The organism is Larkinella rosea, from assembly GCF_003858635.1.
In the GTDB taxonomy this organism is placed as follows: domain Bacteria; phylum Bacteroidota; class Bacteroidia; order Cytophagales; family Spirosomataceae; genus Larkinella; species Larkinella rosea.
Genome location: NZ_RQJO01000017.1, coordinates 135,714 through 155,582, shown reverse-complemented (window position 1 = coordinate 155,582; position 19,869 = coordinate 135,714). Strand labels below are relative to the sequence as shown.

The window sequence follows — 19,869 nt, the reverse complement described above, 5'->3', positions numbered from 1 at the left end:
CGGAGTTGAGCGGAGAAGCGCAGAGTTAAGCGGAGTTTAATTTAAAAAGTCTTTCTCTGCTTAACTCTACTTTCCTCCGCTTAACTCCGCGAAACAACTCTTCTTCATAAACCTAAACCCCACTTATGGAACGAAGAGATTTTATTAAAACCGCTGGCCTTATCGGTGGGGCTTATGCCCTATCCGGTCCCGATACGCTCGCCAAACCGTCCATCGAGACGCCTACGTTCTGGCTCGACGGTCCGATGCGGTGGGCGCAGCTGGCTTTTGTGGAACGCGACCCCGGTCATTACGATCCTGATTTCTGGCTCAGTTACTTCAAGCGGATTCACGCCGACGGGGCGTTGCTCAGTGCGGGTGGCGTAGTGGCTTTTTACCCGACGCAAATTCCGCTCCACCACCGGAGCGATTTTCTGGGGAATTCCGACACGCTCGGTTACCTGGTGGAAGGGTGTAAAAAGCAAGGCATGAAAATTATGCTCCGCACCGACCCGCATGCCGCCCGACAAAACGTTTACGACGCCCACCCGGATTGGATCGCCGTAACCGCCGACGGGCAAAAACGCCGTCACTGGGCCAACCCGGATTTGTGGGTCACCTGCGCCCTGGGGCCGTACAATTTTGAGTTCATGAAGCAGGTGACCGGCGAAATCATGCAGCGGTTTCAGCCGGAAGGAATTTTCTCCAACCGTTGGGCGGGTCACGACATTTGTTACTGCGAACATTGCCAGCGTAATTTTAAAACCGCTTCCGGTCTGGCCTTACCTTCTAAGATTGATAAGCTGGATCTCACCTACCGGAAATGGACGGACTGGCGGATGAAGCGGTTGCGGGAACTCTGGTCGGTCTGGGACGATGAAATCCGCAAACACCGGCCCACGTCCCGTTTCATTCCCAACGGTTTTCCGGACAAAGTCGTCACCGGCAGGGAAGCCGATCTTTTTTTTGCGGATCAACAGGCCCGGCGCGGTCTGACGGCTCCCTGGTCGAACGGCAAAGGCGCGAAGGAACTCCGTTCGACGCTCGGCTTAAAACCGCTCATCGGGATTTTCAGTGTGGGCATCGAAGAAGAGTTTCGCTGGAAAGATTCGGTGCAGAGCGATGCCGAAATCCGAATCTGGGTAGCCGAAGGAACGGCCAACGGAATGCGTCCGTGTTTTGTCAAGTTTGGTGGGGACATTTACGACAAACGGTGGATGGAAGCCGTCGCCAAACTCTATGAAGGGTATTATAAAAACGAAAAATACCTGCGCAACACGGCTCCGATGGCGCGGGTTGGCGTGGTTTATTCCGAACAAACCGACCGAAATTACGGAGGTAAACCCTGGCAGCAGAAAACCGGTGACCACCTCGACGGCATATACCATTCGCTCGTAGAAAACCGTATTCCGTTCGATATGGTGAACGACCGGCTGCTGTCGCCGGATGATTTGAAGCGGTTTAAATTGCTCATTCTACCCAACATCGCGGCTCTTTCCGACGCACAGTGCAGGCAGTTACAGGCGTTTGTCGACTCCGGTGGCAGTCTGGTAGCTACTTTTGAAACCTCGCTGTACAACGAAGAAGGGCAACAACGACCGGATTTCGGGCTGGCCGGTTTGTTCGGCGTTTCCTACAGTCAAAACGTGGAAGGCCCGTTGCGGAATAGCTACCTGCAATTACGACACGATGCCAAAAACAGCCAGAATCGGTTGATTTTGCAGGGATTGGACGACACGCCCCGCATCATCAACTCGATTTATAAAGTCAACGTCAAACCGACAGCGGCTTTTCCCAGTCCGGTTACGCTCATTCCGACGTATCCTGACTTACCGATGGAAGATGTATATCCGCGCGTGGCCGAAACCGACACGCGGGAATTGTACCTGCGGCAGGTGGGCAAAGGGCGGGTAGCCTATATCCCCGGCGATCTGGACCGGTCATTCTGGCAACTGCTGAACACCGATCACGGGCAACTGCTGAGCAACGTTATCCACTGGGCGCTGGATGAAGAACCGATTGCCACTGTATCGGGGCCGGGCGTCATCGACGTAACGGTCTGGCGACAGGCCAAATCCATGACCGTTCATTTGGTGAATCTGACGAACCCGATGATGATGAAAGGGCCTTTCCGGGAGCTGATTCCGGTCGAAGCACAGGTGAGCGTACCGGTTCCGGCGGGGGCTAAAGTGACCGGTGTCAAGCTACTGATGAGCGATACCAAACCTAAATTTGAGCTGAAGGATGGTAAAGTATTGGTAACAGTTTCTAAAATCCTTGACCACGAGATTGTGGCTTTGGACTTAAGTTGAAATTGTTTCGCGGAGTTAAGCGGAGAAAAGGGAGTTAAGCAGAGATTTCTTTTAAAACCTTCGCTTAACTCCCTTTTCTCCGCTTAACTCCGCGAAACAATTTCTTAACTCTCCTTACAATCCATATTGATCCAGCAAATACACCAGGGCCGTCATCGAAGCCGCTCCCAGTTCGAGTTCGCGCTTGTTGACGCCTTCGAAGCGGTCGATGCCCGTGTGGTGAAAGTCGAAATACCGTTGCGTATCCGGTTTGAAACCGAATAAAACCGTGCCGAACTGCGCCAGCGGTCCAATATCCGCTCCGCCCGGACCGGCACCGATGTCGTACAATCCGTAGGGAACCAGCAGCGGTTTCCACGGCATCACTTTTGCCCGCTGTTCAGCCGTGCCGACAATTCCAAAGCCCCGGGGTGTAAAACCGCCTTCGTCTGACTCGACCGCGGCAATGTGTTTTTCGTTGTTCTTCTTCGCATAATCAGCGTAGCCCACACCGCCCCGCAATCCATTTTCCTCATTCATAAACATCACGGCCCGAATCGTGCGTTTGGGTTTGATACCCAAGGCTTTGAAGGTACGCAATACGTCGATCGACTGCACACAGCCAGTGCCATCGTCGTGTGCTCCTTCGCCCAGATCCCACGAATCGAGGTGGCCGCCCACCACAATGATCTCGTCCGGTTTTTCCGATCCCTTGATTTCACCAACGACATTGTACGATTTGGCGTCGGGCAGCATTTCGCAATTTTGTTTGAAGTAAAACGTCAGGTTGGCGTTCTCTTTCAGCGACTTACTGAGCAATTCGGCACCGTTGGTGCTGATGGCGGCCGTCGGAATCAGGGGTACTCCGGTGGCATAGCGCATGCCCCCCGTATGCGGATTATCGTCCATTGCCGTTGTCATCGAACGAACAATGGCGCCCACAGCTCCGAGTTTTCCGGCTTCCGACGCGCCATTGCCGCGCTGATCGACGGCTCCGGCGTAGGCTTCGAAGGTACTCAACCTGGTGGGGTCCATCGGGCGGTTGAAAAACACAATCTTGCCTTTCACCTTTTCCGCGCCCAAATCCCGCAATTCCTGAAAGTTTTTCACTTCAATCACCGGCGCTTCAACGCCTTTGGGTGCCGTGGCAATCGAACCACCCAGAGCCGCAATTGGCACGGTTATTTTCTGTTTACCATTCTGAATGTAAGCCACTTCCTTCGCGCCCCGCACCCAATGCGGCACCATTACTTCCTGCAAGAACACCCGGTCAAACCCTTGCTTTTCCATCAGTTGTTTCGACCAGTCGACGGCTTTCTGCGCCCCGGTCGAACCGCTCAATCGCGGACCAACGCCTTTGGTTAACTGGCGTAGCCATTCATAAGACGGACTGTTGGCCAGGATTTCGGTGTAGATTTTGCGAATGGTTACGGAGTCGGCGGATGATTGGGCCTGAGCGCCGGTCGCGAAAAGACAGAAGGCAAGTAATAGTTTTTTCATCGCGGGATTGGGTATCTTCTAAAAAAGAAAAACCCGGCCTGAATTCCAAAGCCGGGTTGAGAATTATGCAATAAATCCAATTGATTGTCAGTGGATTGCAATTTGGGGTTCAGTATATGACGTACCCACGGACTTTAGTCCGTGTAATCCTGGGTATGTTAAAAGCTAATAGTTAACCAAGAATCACACGGACTTTAGTCCGTGGGTACAAACGACTACTACATATGGATCGCCCGGTTGTCCGTTGCAGCCAGACAGGCTTCCTTGATGGCTTCCGTGTAGGTCGGGTGGGCGTGTGAAATGCGCGCGATGTCCTCGGCCGAAGCCCGGTATTCCATGGCAACGACGCATTCAGCGATCATATCGGCGGCTCGTGCACCGATGATGTGCATCCCCAGAATTTCGTCGGTTTGTTTGTCGGCCAACACTTTCACCAAACCGTCAACGTCCATTGAGGCCCGCGCGCGGCCCAGCGCTTTGTAAGGAAACGAACCGACTTTGTAAGCCCGGTTTTCTGCTTTCAACTCCTCCTCGGTGAAACCCACGCTGGCCACTTCCGGCCAGGTATAGACCACGCCGGGAATCAGGCGGTAATTGATGTGCGGTTTTTGCCCGACCAGGGTTTCGGCCACAAAAACGCCCTCTTCTTCCGCTTTGTGCGCCAACATGGCCCCCCGGATCACGTCGCCAATGGCGTAGATGTTGGGAACTTTGGTTTGCAAATGATCATTCACCTCAATCCGTCCCCGGCTGTCGGCAGCCAAACCGGCGGCTTCGAGGTTCAAGCCATCGGTATACGGACGGCGACCGACCGACACCAGGCAGTAATCTCCTTCCAGCGTAATCTGTTGGCCATTCGGGGCATCGGCTTTCACGACCACACCTTCGCCGGTATTTTCGACGCTGGTTACTTTATGGCTGAAATAGAAATCGGCACCCAGTTTCTTGACGGCTTTCTGGAGTTCTTTCCCCATCGTTTTGTCCATTGTCGGAATCATCGAATCGGCAAATTCAACGAACGACACTCTGGAGCCGATGCGGGCATAAACCGACCCCAGTTCGGCACCAATAACCCCCGCGCCAATCACGATGAGGTGTTTCGGTACTTCCTGCAACGTCAGCGCTTCGGTTGAGGTGATGACGCGTTTTTTATCGATCGGCATCGACGGAAACGACGACGGTTTGGAACCCGTGGCAATGATGAAATTCTTCGTCGTAATCTGCTCTTCGCTGCCGTCGTCTTTCTTGACTTTCAGCGTATTGGCATCGACAAACGAACCAAACCCCTGGTGAACCGTGATCTTGTTTTTCTTCATCAGAAACGCAATACCGGTTACGTTTGCGTCGACAACACCGGTTTTCCGTTTGATCATCTGCGGCAGATCGACCTGCAAATCGGCCAGTTTAATACCGTGTTCGGCGAAGGTGTGGGCGGCATTGTAAAAATGCTCCGAAGAATCGAGCAGGGCTTTCGACGGAATACAACCAACGTTGAGGCAGGTTCCGCCTAACGTCTTGTATTTTTCCACGATAGCCGTTTTTAAACCCAACTGGGCGCAACGAATCGCGGCCACATAGCCGCCCGGCCCGGAGCCGATGACGATGACGTCGTATTGCATAAACAGTAGATCTTTTTGCAGGTAAATAATCTTATATACAAACGTAGGACGGATTATACCGTTTTTGCCAACAAGCCCAAAAAGGCACGCAGCAAAGCCGGTTTTATAATCCGTCCTACTTATTTATCAAACACCCAGTAAAATCCGGGCCGGATCTTCCAACAGTTGCTTCACCCGAACGAGGAAGCTCACGGAATCTTTGCCATCGATGATGCGGTGATCGTACGAAAGCGCCACGTACATAACCGGGCGAATCACGATTTCGCCGTTGACAACCACCGGGCGTTCCACGATGTTGTGCATGCCCAGAATGGCCGATTGCGGAGCGTTGATAATCGGCGTCGACAACATGGAACCGAACGTACCACCGTTGGTAATGGTGAACGTACCACCGGTCATTTGCTCGATGGTCAGTTTGTTATCCCGTGCCAGACCCGCCAGCCGGATAATTTCCTTCTCGATGCCCGCGAAATTCATGCTTTCCGCGTTGCGAATAACCGGCACCACCAGCCCGCGTTCCGTCGAAACCGCAATCGAAATATCGCAATAGTCGTTGAAGACAATCGAATCGCCGTCGATCATGGCATTCACCGCCGGGAATTCCTGCAATGCCATGCAAATGGCTTTGGCGAAGAAGGACATAAAGCCCAGCCCAACCGCGTGTTTTTCCTTGAATTTATCTTTGTATTTGGCCCGCAAATCCATGATCGGCTTCATGTCGACCTCGTTGAAGGTCGTCAGCATGGCGGTTTCATTTTTCACGGCCACCAACCGCCGGGCGATGGTTTTCCGCAACGAGCTTAGGCGTTCGCGCCGTTGAACGCGATTGCCACCTTCGACTGCCGGAGCCGCAGCAACCGGAGCAGGGGCCGGTTTGGGAGCCGGAGTTGCCGCTGGTTGTGGAGCCGGAGCCGCCGATTTTTCGGCCTTCACGGCGTCTTCCTTCATAATCCGGCCACCAATTCCGGTACCGTTCACTTCTTTGGGATCGATGCCTTTTTCGGCCAGAATTTTGGCCGCAACCGGCGACGGATGATTGGCCGCGTAGCCATCAGCCTGAGCAGCAACGGGTTGAGCAGCTGGCTGTTGCACCGGGGCTGCTGGTTGTGCAACCGGTTGTGCGGCCCCCGCACCGACTTCAATCCGGCAGATTACGGCACCAATCGCCAGCGTTGACCCCGCTTCGGCCACAATCCGGAGTGTTCCGGCGGCTTCGGAGGGCAGCTCAAACGTGGCTTTGTCCGATTCGAGTTCGCAGAGGACCTCATCCAGGGCGACCTGATCACCGTCTTTTTTACTCCAGGAGGCAATCGTCACTTCCGTGATCGACTCACCGACAGGAGGCACTTTCATTTCTATGGATTTTGCAGTTGAAGCCGCAGCGGGTTCAGGGGCTGCGGGTTGCGGTGCAGGTTCCGGTTTAACCGCCACGGGCTGGGGAGCCGGTTGTTCAACGGGTTTAGATGGTTCGACCGGAGCTTCAGCTTTCGGTGCCGGAGCCGCGCCATTGGATGCACCAGCGGCTTCGATGGTACACAAAACCGCACCGATGGGCAATACATCGCCTTCCTGTGCCAGAATGTGCAATACGCCATCCGCTTCGGCGGGAAATTCAAACGAGGCTTTGTCGGATTCCAGTTCACACAACACTTCGTCCCGCTTCACCGAATCACCCTCTTTCTTATGCCATGCGCCAACGGTCACTTCCGTAATCGATTCCCCAACCGGGGGTACTTTCATTTCTATTGCCATTTTTTCTTCGTTTTCAGTTGTCAATTACCAGAGGATTGGTGGTAACTGTAAACTCTTATTCAAATGCCCGGCGAATGATGTCGGCTTGTTCCTGGCTGTGAACTTTGGAATAACCGGTTGCGGGCGACGCACTCGTTTTCCGGGTAATCCCGCGCAATTTCAAATCCAGGGCTGAACGCAGCAAGTATGTCCAGGCACCCATGTTCGACGGTTCTTCCTGCACCCATATCAGTTCAGCGTTTTTAGCGTATCCGGCTAAAATCGCATCCAGTTGTTTTTGCGGGAAAGGATGTAACTGTTCCAACCGAACAATGGCAACATCTTCACGCTTATCGGCTTGTTGTTTTTCGAGCAATTCGTAATAGATTTTACCCGTACACAGCAAAATCCGCTTCACTTTCTTGCCCGTTGCATAACCATCCGGCAATACTTCTTTAAAAGTACCTTTGGTAAGGTCCTCCAACGGAGAAACTACTTGTGGGTGACGTAATAATGATTTTGGTGACATCACCACCAACGGTTTTCGGAACGGCCATGTCAACTGGCGACGCAACAGGTGAAAGAAGTTGGCTGGGGTTGTTACGTTGGCAACCACCATGTTATACTCCGCCGAAAGTTGCAGGTAGCGTTCCGGGCGGGCGTTGGAGTGTTCCGGCCCCTGACCCTCGTAGCCGTGCGGCAACAGCATCACCAGACCGTTCATCAATCCCCATTTCGACTCGCAGGACGACACAAACTGGTCGATAATGACCTGCGCACCGTTCGAGAAGTCCCCAAACTGGGCTTCCCAGATCACCAGTGCATGCGGAGCCGCCATCGAATAGCCGAACTCAAAGCCCAGAACACCGTATTCCGACAACAACGAGTTGTAAATCTGCATCTTCTGCGGACTGCCCTCAATGTGGTCGAGTGAACTGTACGATTCGTTGGTTTCCGAATCGTGCAAAACCGCATGGCGGTGCGAGAACGTTCCCCGCTGCACGTCCTGGCCACTCAGCCGAACCACTTTATTTTCGCTCAGAATTGAACCATAGGCCAGTAATTCCGCCGTCCCCCAGTTGACCTGTTTCGTTTCAAACAGCATCTGCCGACGATCTTTCAGCAGTTTGTCGATCTGCTTCAACGGCTTGAAACCGTTCGGAATCGTCACGAGCGCATTGCCCACTTTTTCCAGTGTTTCCAGCGGAACACCGGTTTCGGGCGACTGGTCGAAATCAGCAGGTGTACTTACCCGCAACTCAGCCCATTCGCGGTCCAGACGCAGCGGTTTGTACGGAATTTCGGCCTTTTGCTTCACCATGTCGAGCCGATCCTGCAGTTCCTTCTTGAACGCAACGTCCATTTTCGTCGCCAGTTCGGCATCGACTTCGCCCCGATCGATCAGGCTTTTATTATAAATTTCGCGCGGATTGGCGTGTTTTTCAATGATATTGTACAAATCCGGTTGCGTAAACTTCGGTTCGTCCGACTCGTTGTGGCCGTAGCGACGGTAACACACCATGTCAATGAAAACGTCCCGGTTGAATTTTTCGCGAAACTCGACCGCCAGTTTGGCGCAGAAAACCACCGCTTCCGGATCGTCGCCGTTGACGTGGAAAATCGGCGCATCGATGATTTTGGCAACATCCGAGCAGTAGATCGACGAGCGGGCGTCTTCAAAATCAGTCGTAAAACCGATCTGGTTATTGATTACAAAGTGGAGCGTTCCACCGGTTTGATAACCAGCCAGTTTCGCCATTTGAGTCACCTCATAGACAATCCCCTGCCCCGCCACAGCTGCATCGCCGTGGATCAGAATCGGCAGAATCTTGTCGAAATTACCGGCGTATTCTTCGTCGGCCTGTGCGCGAACAAATCCTTCGATAATCGGATTAACCGCTTCCAGGTGCGACGGATTCGGCGCCAGTTTCAGGCTCATTTGCTTGCCCGCCTTGGTTTCGATCAGACTCGAATAGCCCAGGTGGTATTTCACGTCACCGTCGCCGAAGACCTGGTCGGGAACATTGCCTTCAAAACCGCTGAAAACGCTTTCGTATGATTTGCCCAGGATGTTCACCAGCACGTTCAGACGACCGCGGTGGGCCATCCCGATCATCATTTCTTCCACCCCCAGTTCGGATGCGTAATTAATGATGGCATCCAGCGCCGGAATGGTGGTTTCTCCGCCTTCGAGCGAAAACCGCTTCTGGCCCAAGTATTTGGTATGCAGGAAGTTCTCGAAAACCGTTGCTTCGTTCAGCTTTTCCAGAATCCGCTTTTTCTCGTCAATTGTCGGATCGAAAACAAGGGCTTCCTTCTCGATTTTATTCCGCAGCCAGTTCTTGACATCAATCTCGCGGATGTACATGTACTCGAAACCGATGGTTCCGGCGTAAATTTTCTCCAGCGACTCCATGATTTTTCGCAGCGTACTCGGCCCGATTCCCAACAGGCTACCGGCTTCAAAAACCGTGTCGAGGTCGGCTTCGGTCAGGGCGTAGTCTTCGAGGCCAATCCGCGGATTGCGGTTTTTCCGGCTGCGAATGGGATTGGTTTTGGCTAAAAGGTGACCCCGTGAGCGGTACGCTTTGATCAGACTGGCGACCGATACTTCCTTTTCAGCGTGTTTGGTGTCAATAACGGGTTTTGTAGTCGTTTGGTCAGCACCGGAATGGCCATTGGTTCCGTTGCCATTTTCGCCGTACGACTGGGAAAATTCAAAACCTTCAAAAAATTTTTGCCAGCTTCCATCCACTGAGCCGGGGTCCTGCTTGTAAGCCCGGTATAAGTCGTCGATGTACGCTGCTTCAGAGTTAGCTATATACGAGAATCTGTCCATAATTCGGAATCACCCATGTTCGGTTGGCAAAGTTAAACGATTCAAATAGAAAGATTGTCTACTATTTTTCAATTCTTTATTAATACCTGAAGTGATTCTGTTTTGGTAACAATACCGATCGGAAATAAGTTGAAAAAAGGGAGAAGGGAAGCCGGATTGAATGGAAAAAAGGAGGAAGGGAAGAAAGGAGAAGAGGTGCATTGACGGCACTCGTTTCTCCTTCCTTCCCTTCCTCCTTTTTTCCGTTTTTTATACCAGATTATTTTTGAATGCGTAAGCCACCATTCCTGCCGTATTTTTGGTACCGGTTTTTTCCAGAATCCGCAGACGGTGGCCTTCGACGGTGCGCGGGCTGAGGAAGATTTTCTCGCTGATTTCGGCGGTCGATAACCCTTCACAGATCAGCTTAAGCACTTCTTTCTCGCGTTCCGACAGCAATACCTTACTATTATAAAGTGTGGTGGTCGAGGATTGCTTGATAACCGTGGTTTTGTTGACCATTTTCCGGTGCATTACCTTCGAGACGAAATCGTTCAGGTAAACGCCATCGTCCATGACCCGATGAACGGCTTTTTCCACTTCATCCAGGTCGGCATCTTTCAGAACGTACCCGCTGACGCCCTTTTCGAGTAAGTGCAATACAAACCGGTCTTCGTCGTGCATGGTTAGCATGATGATTTTGACGTCGGGGTGGTTTTCGCGGATGTATTCAGTGGTCGCAATACCGTCCATGACCGGCATTTCCAGGTCCAGTAACACCACGTCGGGCATTCGGCGGGTCAGTTTGTCGATCAGTTCCTGGCCGTTGCTCGCTTCGAGCACCAATTCAAAATCCGGCACCTGACTCAGCACCGAAGCCATTCCCTTCCGGAACAGATTATGATCGTCGGCTAAAGCAATCTTGATCTTTTTCATGGTTAGGGTTAGATGGCTGATTTTATACCGCTTCTACTTCAACCTCCACTTCTGGTTTTAAATTTTTCACCTGGATGTGAATCCGGGAGCCACGGCCTTCTTCGACATCGAACGTTACATGCCCGTCGATGACGTTCAACCGGCTTTCGATGTTCCGCAGTCCCAACCCGCGTTTTTTGTCTTTCAGAATTTCGTCCAGATCAAAACCGCGTCCGTCGTCGATCACCGACAGCAGGACGCCGTTGGGCTGACAATGCAAATCGATGATGATATTCTCGGCATTGGCGTGTTTAATCGCGTTGTTGATCAACTCCTGCGCAATCCGAAACAGCGTCAGATCCAGCTGCGGCAGCAAGGTCGGCATTTTATCCGAACACGACAACTCGACATGGACTTCGCCATTGCTGGCTTTTTCGGCCAGTTCTTCCAGCGCCGAAACAAGGCCGAACCGTTCGAGGGTAGTAGGAACCAGATCGCGGCTGATGCGCCGGACGTTGGCGATGGTTTCGTCCAGGAGTGAGCGGGTTTTCTGAACCAAAACCGTTGAGCCGGGGTCGTTGTGTTCAACGGTTCTACCCAGCTGATTGAGGCTCAATTTTGTAACCGACAGCATCGTTCCAATTTCGTCGTGCAGATCCTGGGCGATCCGCCGACGTTCGTGTTCCTGCGCCTGAAGCGTTGCGGCCAGAAGACCTTTGCGGTATTTCTCCTGCCACTCTTTCAGAATCAGTTGCTGACGAATTTGTTTTTGCTGGTAATAGGCAACAAATACAATGATGAAAATAGCCATCACCAGCAAAACGGCCGTTCCAACGGCAATATATAATTTCATGTCCTCGTTCACAGCGGGCCAGAAGCGAAGTGCGTTCCCATACACGGGGAATGATTAAGTTTCAATTTGCGAAATATAAAACTCTGGAGTCATTTGCGCAAGAACGATGTATTAAACGGTAAACCGCTCAGCCAGCCGAAATTCGCGCCGTCGAATGCAGAAGCTGAAGCCGAGAATGATGTAAAAAAAGGCCGAAAAGGTTCGTACGATGGTGATGTACAATGCGTAACTGCCGTTTGAACTAAGGTCACCCAGTGTCACTTTGACAAACAGAAAGACAAATAACGTTCCGGCTGCATGGACAATGGCTCCGGCGCTCACCCAGAACATTGAATGAATCAATAGGTTTTGTACCTGCATCCGAGCCAGAATGTAATGAAAATACAACAAGGCGTAGACAATCATGACAATTCGTTCCACACCGAGCGTAACACCGGCAATGCGGGTCCAGCTGAAATCATTCAGGAATACCAATAAATATATCCCCAATCCCGTAAAAACAATTACCTGATTACTCCGGGCTTTTAATTCAATCCGATAAGCTGCGGCAAAACAGCCCATTTCAACCAGTGAATTCAGATTGTGTAAATACGTGTTATTCTGCCGGTAGGCCGCATCATGAAGTTGAATAAGGCTAATGACCAACGAGAGAACCAGCATTCTGAATAACCACCGACTGGGCCTATCCAGAAAAGAATAGTTGACCAGACCTGCCCCGATTGCCAGAAGCAGGAACAGATCTGGTAAAAATGAATCCGGATACTTCAGAATTAATGATATATAGGGGTGATCAAGCATAGGCTTTCCCTCCTTGCGTTACCCGTTACACTCCGGCGGACAGATCGGACCATCGGCCAATTGTCCTTCTTTTCCAGCAGGCATATCTTTCATACCGGTTTCGGTCGGAACAGTCAATTGCAGAATTTCTTTCCCGTTTTTGTCAACACCAACCAGCACCACCCGGGGCACCAGGTGTTCGGTCCCATTCACCTTTTCCCGACGCTTGGCGTGATAAATCCGGATACCGATGCAGCCCGGCTGATCGAGTATCTGCTGCAGATTGGTGCTGCCAAAGAATTCGGAGCGAACGGTATCCTGTTCCGGAATCAGTTGCTGTTTTTTGCGATTCTCATAGGCTCCTTTGAATTGATTGGCTTCTTCATTCGAAATGAAGCGTCCCGCACCGCTATTAATTGAACTCATGGAAAAAAGAGGTTATACGGTAAAAATGATGTTTGAAATAGTTTTCCAAAGTTGCACAAGCCTGGTGTGGAATGCAATTAACGCGGAAACCTTTGAGTAAACGGAAAACCGGGCTATGTTTACAATGCATTTCTGATCCTGTTTTGTTGATTATTCAGGCCGGTTTTCTGATTTAAATCGGGGATTAATCCCAATTGATTTAAATAGATATTGCATTCAGAAAGTAACTAAATAATTACATACCAAATCAAGCATAATTATCTTCATCATATTTACTAACCCAAAAACCCACGGAGACAAACAGGCAAAATACTATATACATTATTAATATAAAATTCCAATAAGCAAAGAAAATATCTGGTGCAGCTCGCGTTGATAGGATTATTTTTGAAAATAAGAAAATAAGGATTGTACCGGTAGAATGAATGATTATTCCGCTACTTACCCAAAACAAAGAATGTTTCAGGATATTTTTCACTTTCATCTCGGCCAATAATTCTACAAAATAAAATAGCGCAATAGATAAACCGAAGATTCTTGTTAAAGTAAGGATACCAGCAGAAAATTCGTTGGTTTCCCAGAAAAAAACATTTATGATAATTACTAATATACTACCAATAAGAATATAAAACTTAAAATTAGACTTATTGATATTAAAATAATAAGTTAATCCGAAGCCAATTATCTCTATAAAATTAAAAAAATTATATAAAAAAATATTATTTATTCTATAGGTAGCGTAAATATTAGAAATAAGATTCCTGAAAAATAGGAAAACGAAATATATTAACAGGAATCTTATCTCCTTTCGTTTTGGGTTGGCATAAAATAATCCGACAACAATAGGTATTACAGTTGCCAAATCATGGGTTAACTCTAAAGGATGTTCTAAATATAAATGAAAGAATCTTTCTAACATTTCATTCGTTGAATGCTACGACTAACACGATTGCGGACAAGGCATTCCATCGGCCAATGCATCGCCATCGCCCATCAGATCTTTCAACCCTTCTTTATCTTCAAAAATATCGGAACCGTCGGCGCGGACACCTACTAATACCAAGCGGGGTTTGAGCTCGCCTTTGTCGTGCGTCGTGGGGTCGCCGTCCGCGTCTTCGTAGCGTTTGCCGTAGTAAATCCGGATGCCTACGCAATCTTTACGCCCCATCAATTTGCTAATGCGGTTGATGCCAAAAAACTCGGCCTTGGTCACTTCGTCTGGTTTCAGACCCAGTTTTCCTTCTTCAAAAGCGCGATGCTGGCGGGTACGGTTTTTGGCGTCGGCAGCGGTGATAAAAGAGCCAACATCCCCGTGAAATTTGTCGGAGGGTTTACGCGGTTCGTGCATGGTAGAGCAGTTTGTTTTGCTTTACCAAGTTAAATTGATTTCCTGTGGGATAGTTGTAGTCCTCTGAAAAACAGGTATAAATACGTACTCAATCAGGGAATATCCCGCATTTTATTGCATTCTATACCCTTTTGGTAAAAAAATTATCGGTTCTGGGCTATTTCAGTATTTCTTCTCTGCCATTCTTAGTAACTTCCCTGCACATTTGCAGAGAGTTGGTCAGTCCGGTCAATCGACCAAACGGGCCGATTTTCTCATCTCATAGGTTAGGTTTGGAAAAGGCCAGGACATTGTCCAGGCTTTTTTTTTAACGAAAAGCACAAAAAAAGGGCGTAAAGAAGCGATTTAGCCCTCCTTTACACCCTCCGAATTGGCGTCTGTTACTTCAGCAAATTCAGCAGATATTGTCCGTACCCGCTTTTGACCAGCGGTTTAGCGATTTCTTTCAATTGAGCGGCATCGATGTAGCCCATGCGATACGCGATTTCTTCGATCGAGCCGATTTTCATGCCCTGGCGTTCTTCAATGACCTGAACAAACTGACCGGCCTGCATCAGCGATACAAAGGTTCCGGTATCCAGCCAGGCGGTTCCGCGATCCAGAATACCGACTTTCAGTTTGCCGCGTTCCAGATAAACCTTGTTGACGTCCGTGATTTCGTATTCGCCCCGGGGACTCGGCTCCAGTTCTTTAGCGATCTTAACCACTTCATTATCATAGAAATACAAACCGGGTACGGCATAGTTCGACTTCGGCTGTTCCGGTTTTTCTTCGATCGACAGGGCTTTGAAGTCATCATCGAATTCCACGACACCGTAACGCTCGGGATCATTGACCTTGTAGGCAAACACCACACCGCCATCGGGATCGTTGTTGGCTTGCAGGAGTTTCGACAGGCCCGACCCGTAGAAAATATTATCGCCCAGAATCAGCGCGACTTTATCATCGCCGATGAATTCTTCGCCAATCACGAAGGCCTGCGCCAGCCCATTCGGCAGCGGTTGTTCGGCATAGCTGAACGAGCAGCCCACCTGCGCCCCATCGCCCAGCAATTTTTTGAAATGCGGCAAATCGTGGGGTGTCGAAATAATCAGCACCTCGCGGATGCCCGCCAGCAGCAGAATCGACAGCGGATAATAAATCATCGGTTTGTCGTAAACCGGCATGAGTTGCTTGCTGACCGCCAGGGTCAACGGGTGCAAACGGGTGCCGGAGCCACCGGCCAGAATGATTCCTTTCATAGTTCAATGAGTGAAGGATAGAATGAGTGAATAGCTACCGCAGTCCGTTACCTTGTAGCGTGATCTTCGATCTATTGACTCATTCTATCATTCACAATTAATTATCTATTTTCGTACATGGAGTCGTAATACTTCTGATAGGCGCCGGAGGTGACGTTTTCGAGCCACTCCTGATTGGCCAGGAACCAGTCAACGGTTTTTTCGAGACCTTCTTCGAATTGCAATGAAGGCTGCCAGCCGAGTTCGTTCATCAGTTTGTGGGCATCGATGGCGTAACGCAGGTCATGACCTGCCCGGTCGGTTACATACGTAATCAATTGAGCGGAAGTACCTTCGGCCCGACCTAGTTTCCGATCCATAATCCCGCACAGCAAATGCACGAGGTCGATGTTTTTCCACTCGTTGAAACCGCCGATGTTGTAGGTCTCACCGGTTTTGCCGTTGTGGTAGATCGTATCAATGGCGCGCGCGTGGTCGATGACGTATAACCAGTCCCGTACGTTTTCTCCTTTTCCGTAAACCGGTAACGGCTTATTGGTCTGGATGTTATGAATCATCAGCGGAATCAGTTTTTCCGGAAAGTGATTCGGGCCGTAGTTGTTCGAGCAGTTTGACAGCACAATGGGCAATTTGTAGGTATTGCCGTAAGCCCGCACGAAATGGTCGGAAGCTGCCTTGGAAGCTGAATACGGCGATTGGGGATCGTACGAAGTCGTTTCCAGAAAGAAATCTTCCGGATTATGCAGCGAACCGTACACCTCGTCGGTGGAGACGTGGTAAAACCGCTTCCCGGAAAAATCCGCTTTCCAGCTGTTTTTGGCCGCATTCAACAGGTTTACCGTCCCCACCACGTTGGTAAGCACAAAGGCCATTGGGTCCGTGATCGAGCGGTCGACGTGGGATTCTGCGGCCAGGTGAATCACGCCATCGAAGTTGTGTTCCCGAAACAATTGATCCAGAAACGACGCATCCGTAATATCGCCTTTTACGAAGGTATAATTGGGAGCATTTTCAATATCCGTTAGGTTGGCGAGGTTTCCGGCATAGGTGAGCTTATCGAGATTAACAATCTGATAATCTGGATACTTCGTCACGAATAACCGAACAACGTGTGAACCAATAAATCCGGCCCCGCCGGTGATCAGAATCTTTTTTGACATGATTTCTACTCCGAAACGATTGAGTTTTTCAATTGTAAGTTTTGCTCCCAACGCCACGCATCCTGCAAGCCTTCCGCCAGCGTTTTTTCGGCGCGCCAGCCCATGACGTTATTCACTTTGTCGACCTGAGCGTAGATTTTCTCGACGTCACCCGGACGGCGCGGGCCAATGATATAATTCAATTTCAGGTTGTTTACCTCCTCAAACGTCCGGATGATCTCCAGCACGGTATTGCCCTGACCGGTTCCGACGTTGAAAATATCGTAAAAACCGGTTTCTGGGTGCGAATCGAGCAATCGCAGGGCCTGAACGTGGGCCTTGGCCAGATCCACTACATGAATGTAGTCCCGGATGCAGGTGCCATCGGCGGTATCGTAATCATCGCCATACACCGTCAGTTTTTCCCGAATACCGGCCGCCGTCTGGGTAATAAACGGTACCAGATTGCCCGGAACGCCCAACGGCAGCTCGCCAATCAGTCCGGATGGATGAGCGCCCATCGGGTTGAAATACCGCAGCGCGATGGATTTGATGGGTGCTCCCGACCGAACCGTGTCGCGGATAATGTCTTCGCAAATCGCTTTCGTATTTCCGTAGGGCGACTGGGCCGGAAGCCGGGGCGTTTCTTCAGTTACCGGAAGCTGGTCGGGCTGCCCATAAACCGTGCAGGACGACGAAAAAACCAGGTTCGGAACACCGTGTTGCTGCATCAGGTCGAGCAGCAGAATGGTGGAATTCAGGTTGTTGCGGTAATACATCAACGGTTTTGCCACCGACTCTCCTACGGCTTTGTGGGCTGCGAAATGAATGACGCCCTGAAAATTCTCGGTTTCAAAGATGGCATTTAAGGCTTCCCGATCGTTAATATCGGCTTCGTAGAAGGGGACATCGTGGCCCAGAATCTGACGGAGACCAGCCAGAGCGGAGCGATTTGAGTTGGAAAAATTATCAATAATAACGGGTTCGTAGCCCGCATTCAGCAGTTCAACGACCGTATGCGAGCCAATAAATCCGGCTCCGCCAGTGACTAGAATTTTCATTTGAGTGATGGCATTTAAGGAGTTCGTTCAAACGTTGAGTTTACGACGGAATCAAGCAAAAAACTTGCCGTTATGTCCGGATTATTTCTCTCCCCAAACCGGTTGAGAAGAAAATCATTTTTCAAAAAGTGAAGTTTAGAATTTGGGTTTAGCCCATTTCTTGCGGGGCAAAAGTATAAAATTCAGTAGGTTTCTAAAAATAAGTTTTTATCTTCGGGTAAGTTCCTATTGGCACTCAACCAACGAAACGTCGGACCGTAACCCACAGAAGTGGCATGATAAACGACAACGAAATAAAAGCATTGATTTCTTTGCTGGACGATGAAGACCAGGAAATCACCGAACATGTTGAACAGAAAATCCGTGAGTTGGGCGGCCAGTTGATCCCCTACCTGGAAAGTGAATGGGAAGATAGTTTTAATCCAATTCATCAGAAGAAAATTGAGGAATTGATCCATGATTTGCAATACCAGTCTGTGCTGGAGCGAATAACAATCTGGAAAGAAACCGGTGGTATCGACCTGCTGGAAGGCTTGTGGATCGTGGCAACTTATCAATATCCGGATCTGTCGCTCGATAAAATCCGGCAGGAAATCAAGCAACTTTACCTTGATGTGTGGCTGGAAGGCAAGTCGGAAATGCACCCGATCGATCAGGTAAAAACGTTGAATACCGTCTTTTTTAACAAACTGAAATTTGCCGCCAACACCAAACATTTTCATTCGCCGTCCAATTCGATGATCAATGTGGTGCTGGAAAGTCGGCGCGGCAACCCCATTTCGCTCTGCGTGATCTACATGATGATTGCCCAGCAGCTCGACCTGCCGATCTACGGCGTCAATCTGCCGAGCCTATTCGTGTTAACCTATAAAAAAGACCATACGCAGTTCTACATCAATGTGTTCAACCGCGGCCTGGTGTTCTCGAAGTCGGACATCGACCATTACATCGGTCAGCTAAATCTGAAACCGGCGGACACCTACTACCAGCCCTGCACGAATCTGGATATCATCCGGCGCGTCCTGCGGAATCTGATGCTGGCGTTCGAGAAAATCGGCGATACCGGTCGGGTGAAAGAGGTCGAGCAATTACTGAATGCGGTGTATGACGAAGATGCGACTCCGCCGTTGTCGGATTATACGAACAAATAGCGTACCTACGAATGGCTTTTTATCAGCCCACTGCTTTAGCTGTGGGTAAAGAGAAAAGACAACCAAATTAAAAACCGTTTTAACGGTTTCGCATCCGAAAAAACCGTTAAAACGGTTCCGTTCCAGTCGGTTACTTTTCGCCTACCCACAGCTAAAGCAGTGGGCTATTAAGTGGTTATTTCGTCGGTTATTTAACTTAAATCAATTTGTCCGTGGGTACGTTAAAACGCAATGGCCAGCATGCCCGGCCCGGTTTCAAAATAGTGAATTTTCAATTCGCGGACATCGTCCGGTAACCGAACATGGCCCGTCAGCAATCCGGCACCATCGGCAAAAGGCTCGACGTGCAGGTGTTCGCGAAACGTGAGCTGGCGTTTTCCATACAATTTATAAAGCGCTTCTTTGGCGCACCAGTACACCGCCAGCCGATGCAGGTCGCCGTTGGCATGGCTGATTTCTTCGTCGGACAAAACGCGCGGAACCACCCGCACAAACTGGTCCCGAAACGGTTCGATATCAATCCCGACGGCTTTGGAATGATGAACGACGGCAGCCGCCCAGCCTGACGTATGCGAAATGGAAACATGCGCTTTCAGACCAATCAGGTGCGGTTTTCCGAATTCATCTTTATACAAACCGGCATACGACCAGTAGGTCTGCACCAGCGACCGGAGAGCGGCCCGACACGCCAGCCACTCGACGCGCTGGGCCGGGTGCGTAATCTCGATCAACTCCATCTGTTCGGGAACCGTCAGCGTTACCTGCGCGTGCAACTCCTCCTCACTTTCCTCGATTTCCCACAACACCGCCGTACAGTCGGCCCCAAGGCGATGGATTTGATAAACGGACATATCCCGGTTTTCTAATTAGTTTTACTGCGAAATTATAAAATAGCCGAAGGCGCAACTTATTTAATAGCGAATTATGAATAGCGAATAAGGAAGTAGAAGTCCTCTTCAATATTCGTTACCGCGCGGGCGGCCCCGCCAAGGTTCGATATTCACTATTTTTCAGCCTTTT

16 protein-coding genes are annotated in these 19,869 nt (G+C 50.1%); 2 read left to right on the top strand and 14 right to left on the bottom strand.

Annotation, left to right across the window (positions count from 1 at the left end):
• Positions 1-125: 125 nt before the first annotated feature.
• Positions 126-2,291 carry an alpha-amylase family protein gene (locus EHT25_RS31890; protein WP_124879513.1) on the top strand — a complete coding sequence of 722 codons (2,166 nt, stop codon included), beginning with the start codon at positions 126-128 and terminating at the stop codon, positions 2,289-2,291.
• Positions 2,292-2,405: 114 nt separating this feature from the next.
• Here EHT25_RS31890 and EHT25_RS31885 read toward each other — a convergent pair whose 3' ends face one another.
• From EHT25_RS31885 to galE, 13 genes are all read right to left on the bottom strand, one after another.
• Positions 2,406-3,770: a M28 family peptidase gene (locus tag EHT25_RS31885; RefSeq protein ID WP_124879512.1), complete on the bottom strand. Its 1,365-nt coding sequence runs from the start codon at positions 3,768-3,770 to the stop codon at positions 2,406-2,408.
• 218 nt (positions 3,771-3,988) lie between these two features.
• Positions 3,989-5,389, bottom strand: a complete 1,401-nt coding sequence (gene lpdA, locus EHT25_RS31880; protein WP_124879511.1) for a dihydrolipoyl dehydrogenase — start codon at positions 5,387-5,389, stop codon at positions 3,989-3,991.
• A gap of 126 nt (positions 5,390-5,515) precedes the next feature.
• Positions 5,516-7,141, bottom strand: coding sequence for a 2-oxoglutarate dehydrogenase complex dihydrolipoyllysine-residue succinyltransferase (gene odhB, locus EHT25_RS31875; RefSeq protein WP_124879510.1), 1,626 nt, complete (start codon positions 7,139-7,141; stop codon positions 5,516-5,518).
• Positions 7,142-7,196: 55 nt separating this feature from the next.
• Entirely contained in the window at positions 7,197-9,959 is a 2,763-nt protein-coding gene (locus EHT25_RS31870) for a 2-oxoglutarate dehydrogenase E1 component (RefSeq protein WP_124879509.1), read from the bottom strand.
• Between the two features lie 249 nt (positions 9,960-10,208).
• Positions 10,209-10,874 (bottom strand): response regulator transcription factor, encoded by a 666-nt coding sequence (locus EHT25_RS31865; protein ID WP_124879508.1) that lies wholly within the window; start codon positions 10,872-10,874, stop codon positions 10,209-10,211.
• A gap of 22 nt (positions 10,875-10,896) precedes the next feature.
• Positions 10,897-11,706, bottom strand: a complete 810-nt coding sequence (locus tag EHT25_RS31860; RefSeq protein WP_124879507.1) for a sensor histidine kinase — start codon at positions 11,704-11,706, stop codon at positions 10,897-10,899.
• A gap of 111 nt (positions 11,707-11,817) precedes the next feature.
• Entirely contained in the window at positions 11,818-12,366 is a 549-nt protein-coding gene (locus EHT25_RS31855; protein ID WP_124879506.1) for a hypothetical protein, read from the bottom strand.
• Positions 12,367-12,522: 156 nt separating this feature from the next.
• Complete coding sequence (locus EHT25_RS31850; protein ID WP_124879505.1) at positions 12,523-12,909, bottom strand: hypothetical protein; 387 nt, start codon at positions 12,907-12,909, stop codon at positions 12,523-12,525.
• Between the two features lie 247 nt (positions 12,910-13,156).
• Positions 13,157-13,828, bottom strand: a complete 672-nt coding sequence (locus tag EHT25_RS31845) for a hypothetical protein (RefSeq protein WP_124879504.1) — start codon at positions 13,826-13,828, stop codon at positions 13,157-13,159.
• A gap of 21 nt (positions 13,829-13,849) precedes the next feature.
• On the bottom strand, positions 13,850-14,257 hold the full coding sequence (locus tag EHT25_RS31840) for a hypothetical protein (RefSeq protein ID WP_124879503.1): 408 nt from the start codon (positions 14,255-14,257) through the stop codon (positions 13,850-13,852).
• Positions 14,258-14,637: 380 nt separating this feature from the next.
• Positions 14,638-15,498, bottom strand: coding sequence for a glucose-1-phosphate thymidylyltransferase RfbA (gene rfbA, locus EHT25_RS31835; RefSeq protein ID WP_124879502.1), 861 nt, complete (start codon positions 15,496-15,498; stop codon positions 14,638-14,640).
• Between the two features lie 101 nt (positions 15,499-15,599).
• The gene (gene rfbB / locus EHT25_RS31830; protein ID WP_124879501.1) at positions 15,600-16,658 is read right to left on the bottom strand and encodes a dTDP-glucose 4,6-dehydratase; all 1,059 of its coding nucleotides are present in this window, start codon (positions 16,656-16,658) and stop codon (positions 15,600-15,602) included.
• A gap of 5 nt (positions 16,659-16,663) precedes the next feature.
• The gene (gene galE / locus EHT25_RS31825; RefSeq protein ID WP_124879500.1) at positions 16,664-17,698 is read right to left on the bottom strand and encodes a UDP-glucose 4-epimerase GalE; all 1,035 of its coding nucleotides are present in this window, start codon (positions 17,696-17,698) and stop codon (positions 16,664-16,666) included.
• Between the two features lie 278 nt (positions 17,699-17,976).
• Here galE and EHT25_RS31820 point away from each other — a divergent pair, with 278 nt between their 5' ends.
• Positions 17,977-18,849, top strand: coding sequence for a transglutaminase-like domain-containing protein (locus EHT25_RS31820; RefSeq protein ID WP_124879626.1), 873 nt, complete (start codon positions 17,977-17,979; stop codon positions 18,847-18,849).
• Positions 18,850-19,070: 221 nt separating this feature from the next.
• Here EHT25_RS31820 and EHT25_RS31815 read toward each other — a convergent pair whose 3' ends face one another.
• Complete coding sequence (locus EHT25_RS31815; protein WP_124879499.1) at positions 19,071-19,700, bottom strand: 4'-phosphopantetheinyl transferase family protein; 630 nt, start codon at positions 19,698-19,700, stop codon at positions 19,071-19,073.
• Positions 19,701-19,869 lie beyond the last annotated feature (169 nt).

Excerpts from the sequence above, each read along its gene's own strand:
- EHT25_RS31815 (WP_124879499.1), bottom strand. The coding sequence starts at position 19,700 with ATGTCCGTTTATCAAATCCATCGCCTTGGGGCCGACTGTACGGCGGTG.
- EHT25_RS31860 (WP_124879507.1), bottom strand. The coding sequence starts at position 11,706 with ATGAAATTATATATTGCCGTTGGAACGGCCGTTTTGCTGGTGATGGCT.
- odhB (WP_124879510.1), bottom strand. The coding sequence starts at position 7,141 with ATGGCAATAGAAATGAAAGTACCCCCGGTTGGGGAATCGATTACGGAA.
- EHT25_RS31870 (WP_124879509.1), bottom strand. The coding sequence starts at position 9,959 with ATGGACAGATTCTCGTATATAGCTAACTCTGAAGCAGCGTACATCGAC.
- EHT25_RS31865 (WP_124879508.1), bottom strand. The coding sequence starts at position 10,874 with ATGAAAAAGATCAAGATTGCTTTAGCCGACGATCATAATCTGTTCCGG.
- lpdA (WP_124879511.1), bottom strand. The coding sequence starts at position 5,389 with ATGCAATACGACGTCATCGTCATCGGCTCCGGGCCGGGCGGCTATGTG.
- EHT25_RS31845 (WP_124879504.1), bottom strand. The coding sequence starts at position 13,828 with ATGTTAGAAAGATTCTTTCATTTATATTTAGAACATCCTTTAGAGTTA.
- rfbA (WP_124879502.1), bottom strand. The coding sequence starts at position 15,498 with ATGAAAGGAATCATTCTGGCCGGTGGCTCCGGCACCCGTTTGCACCCG.
- EHT25_RS31885 (WP_124879512.1), bottom strand. The coding sequence starts at position 3,770 with ATGAAAAAACTATTACTTGCCTTCTGTCTTTTCGCGACCGGCGCTCAG.
- rfbB (WP_124879501.1), bottom strand. The coding sequence starts at position 16,658 with ATGTCAAAAAAGATTCTGATCACCGGCGGGGCCGGATTTATTGGTTCA.
- galE (WP_124879500.1), bottom strand. The coding sequence starts at position 17,698 with ATGAAAATTCTAGTCACTGGCGGAGCCGGATTTATTGGCTCGCATACG.
- EHT25_RS31840 (WP_124879503.1), bottom strand. The coding sequence starts at position 14,257 with ATGCACGAACCGCGTAAACCCTCCGACAAATTTCACGGGGATGTTGGC.
- EHT25_RS31890 (WP_124879513.1), top strand. The coding sequence starts at position 126 with ATGGAACGAAGAGATTTTATTAAAACCGCTGGCCTTATCGGTGGGGCT.
- EHT25_RS31855 (WP_124879506.1), bottom strand. The coding sequence starts at position 12,366 with ATGCTGGTTCTCTCGTTGGTCATTAGCCTTATTCAACTTCATGATGCG.
- EHT25_RS31850 (WP_124879505.1), bottom strand. The coding sequence starts at position 12,909 with ATGAGTTCAATTAATAGCGGTGCGGGACGCTTCATTTCGAATGAAGAA.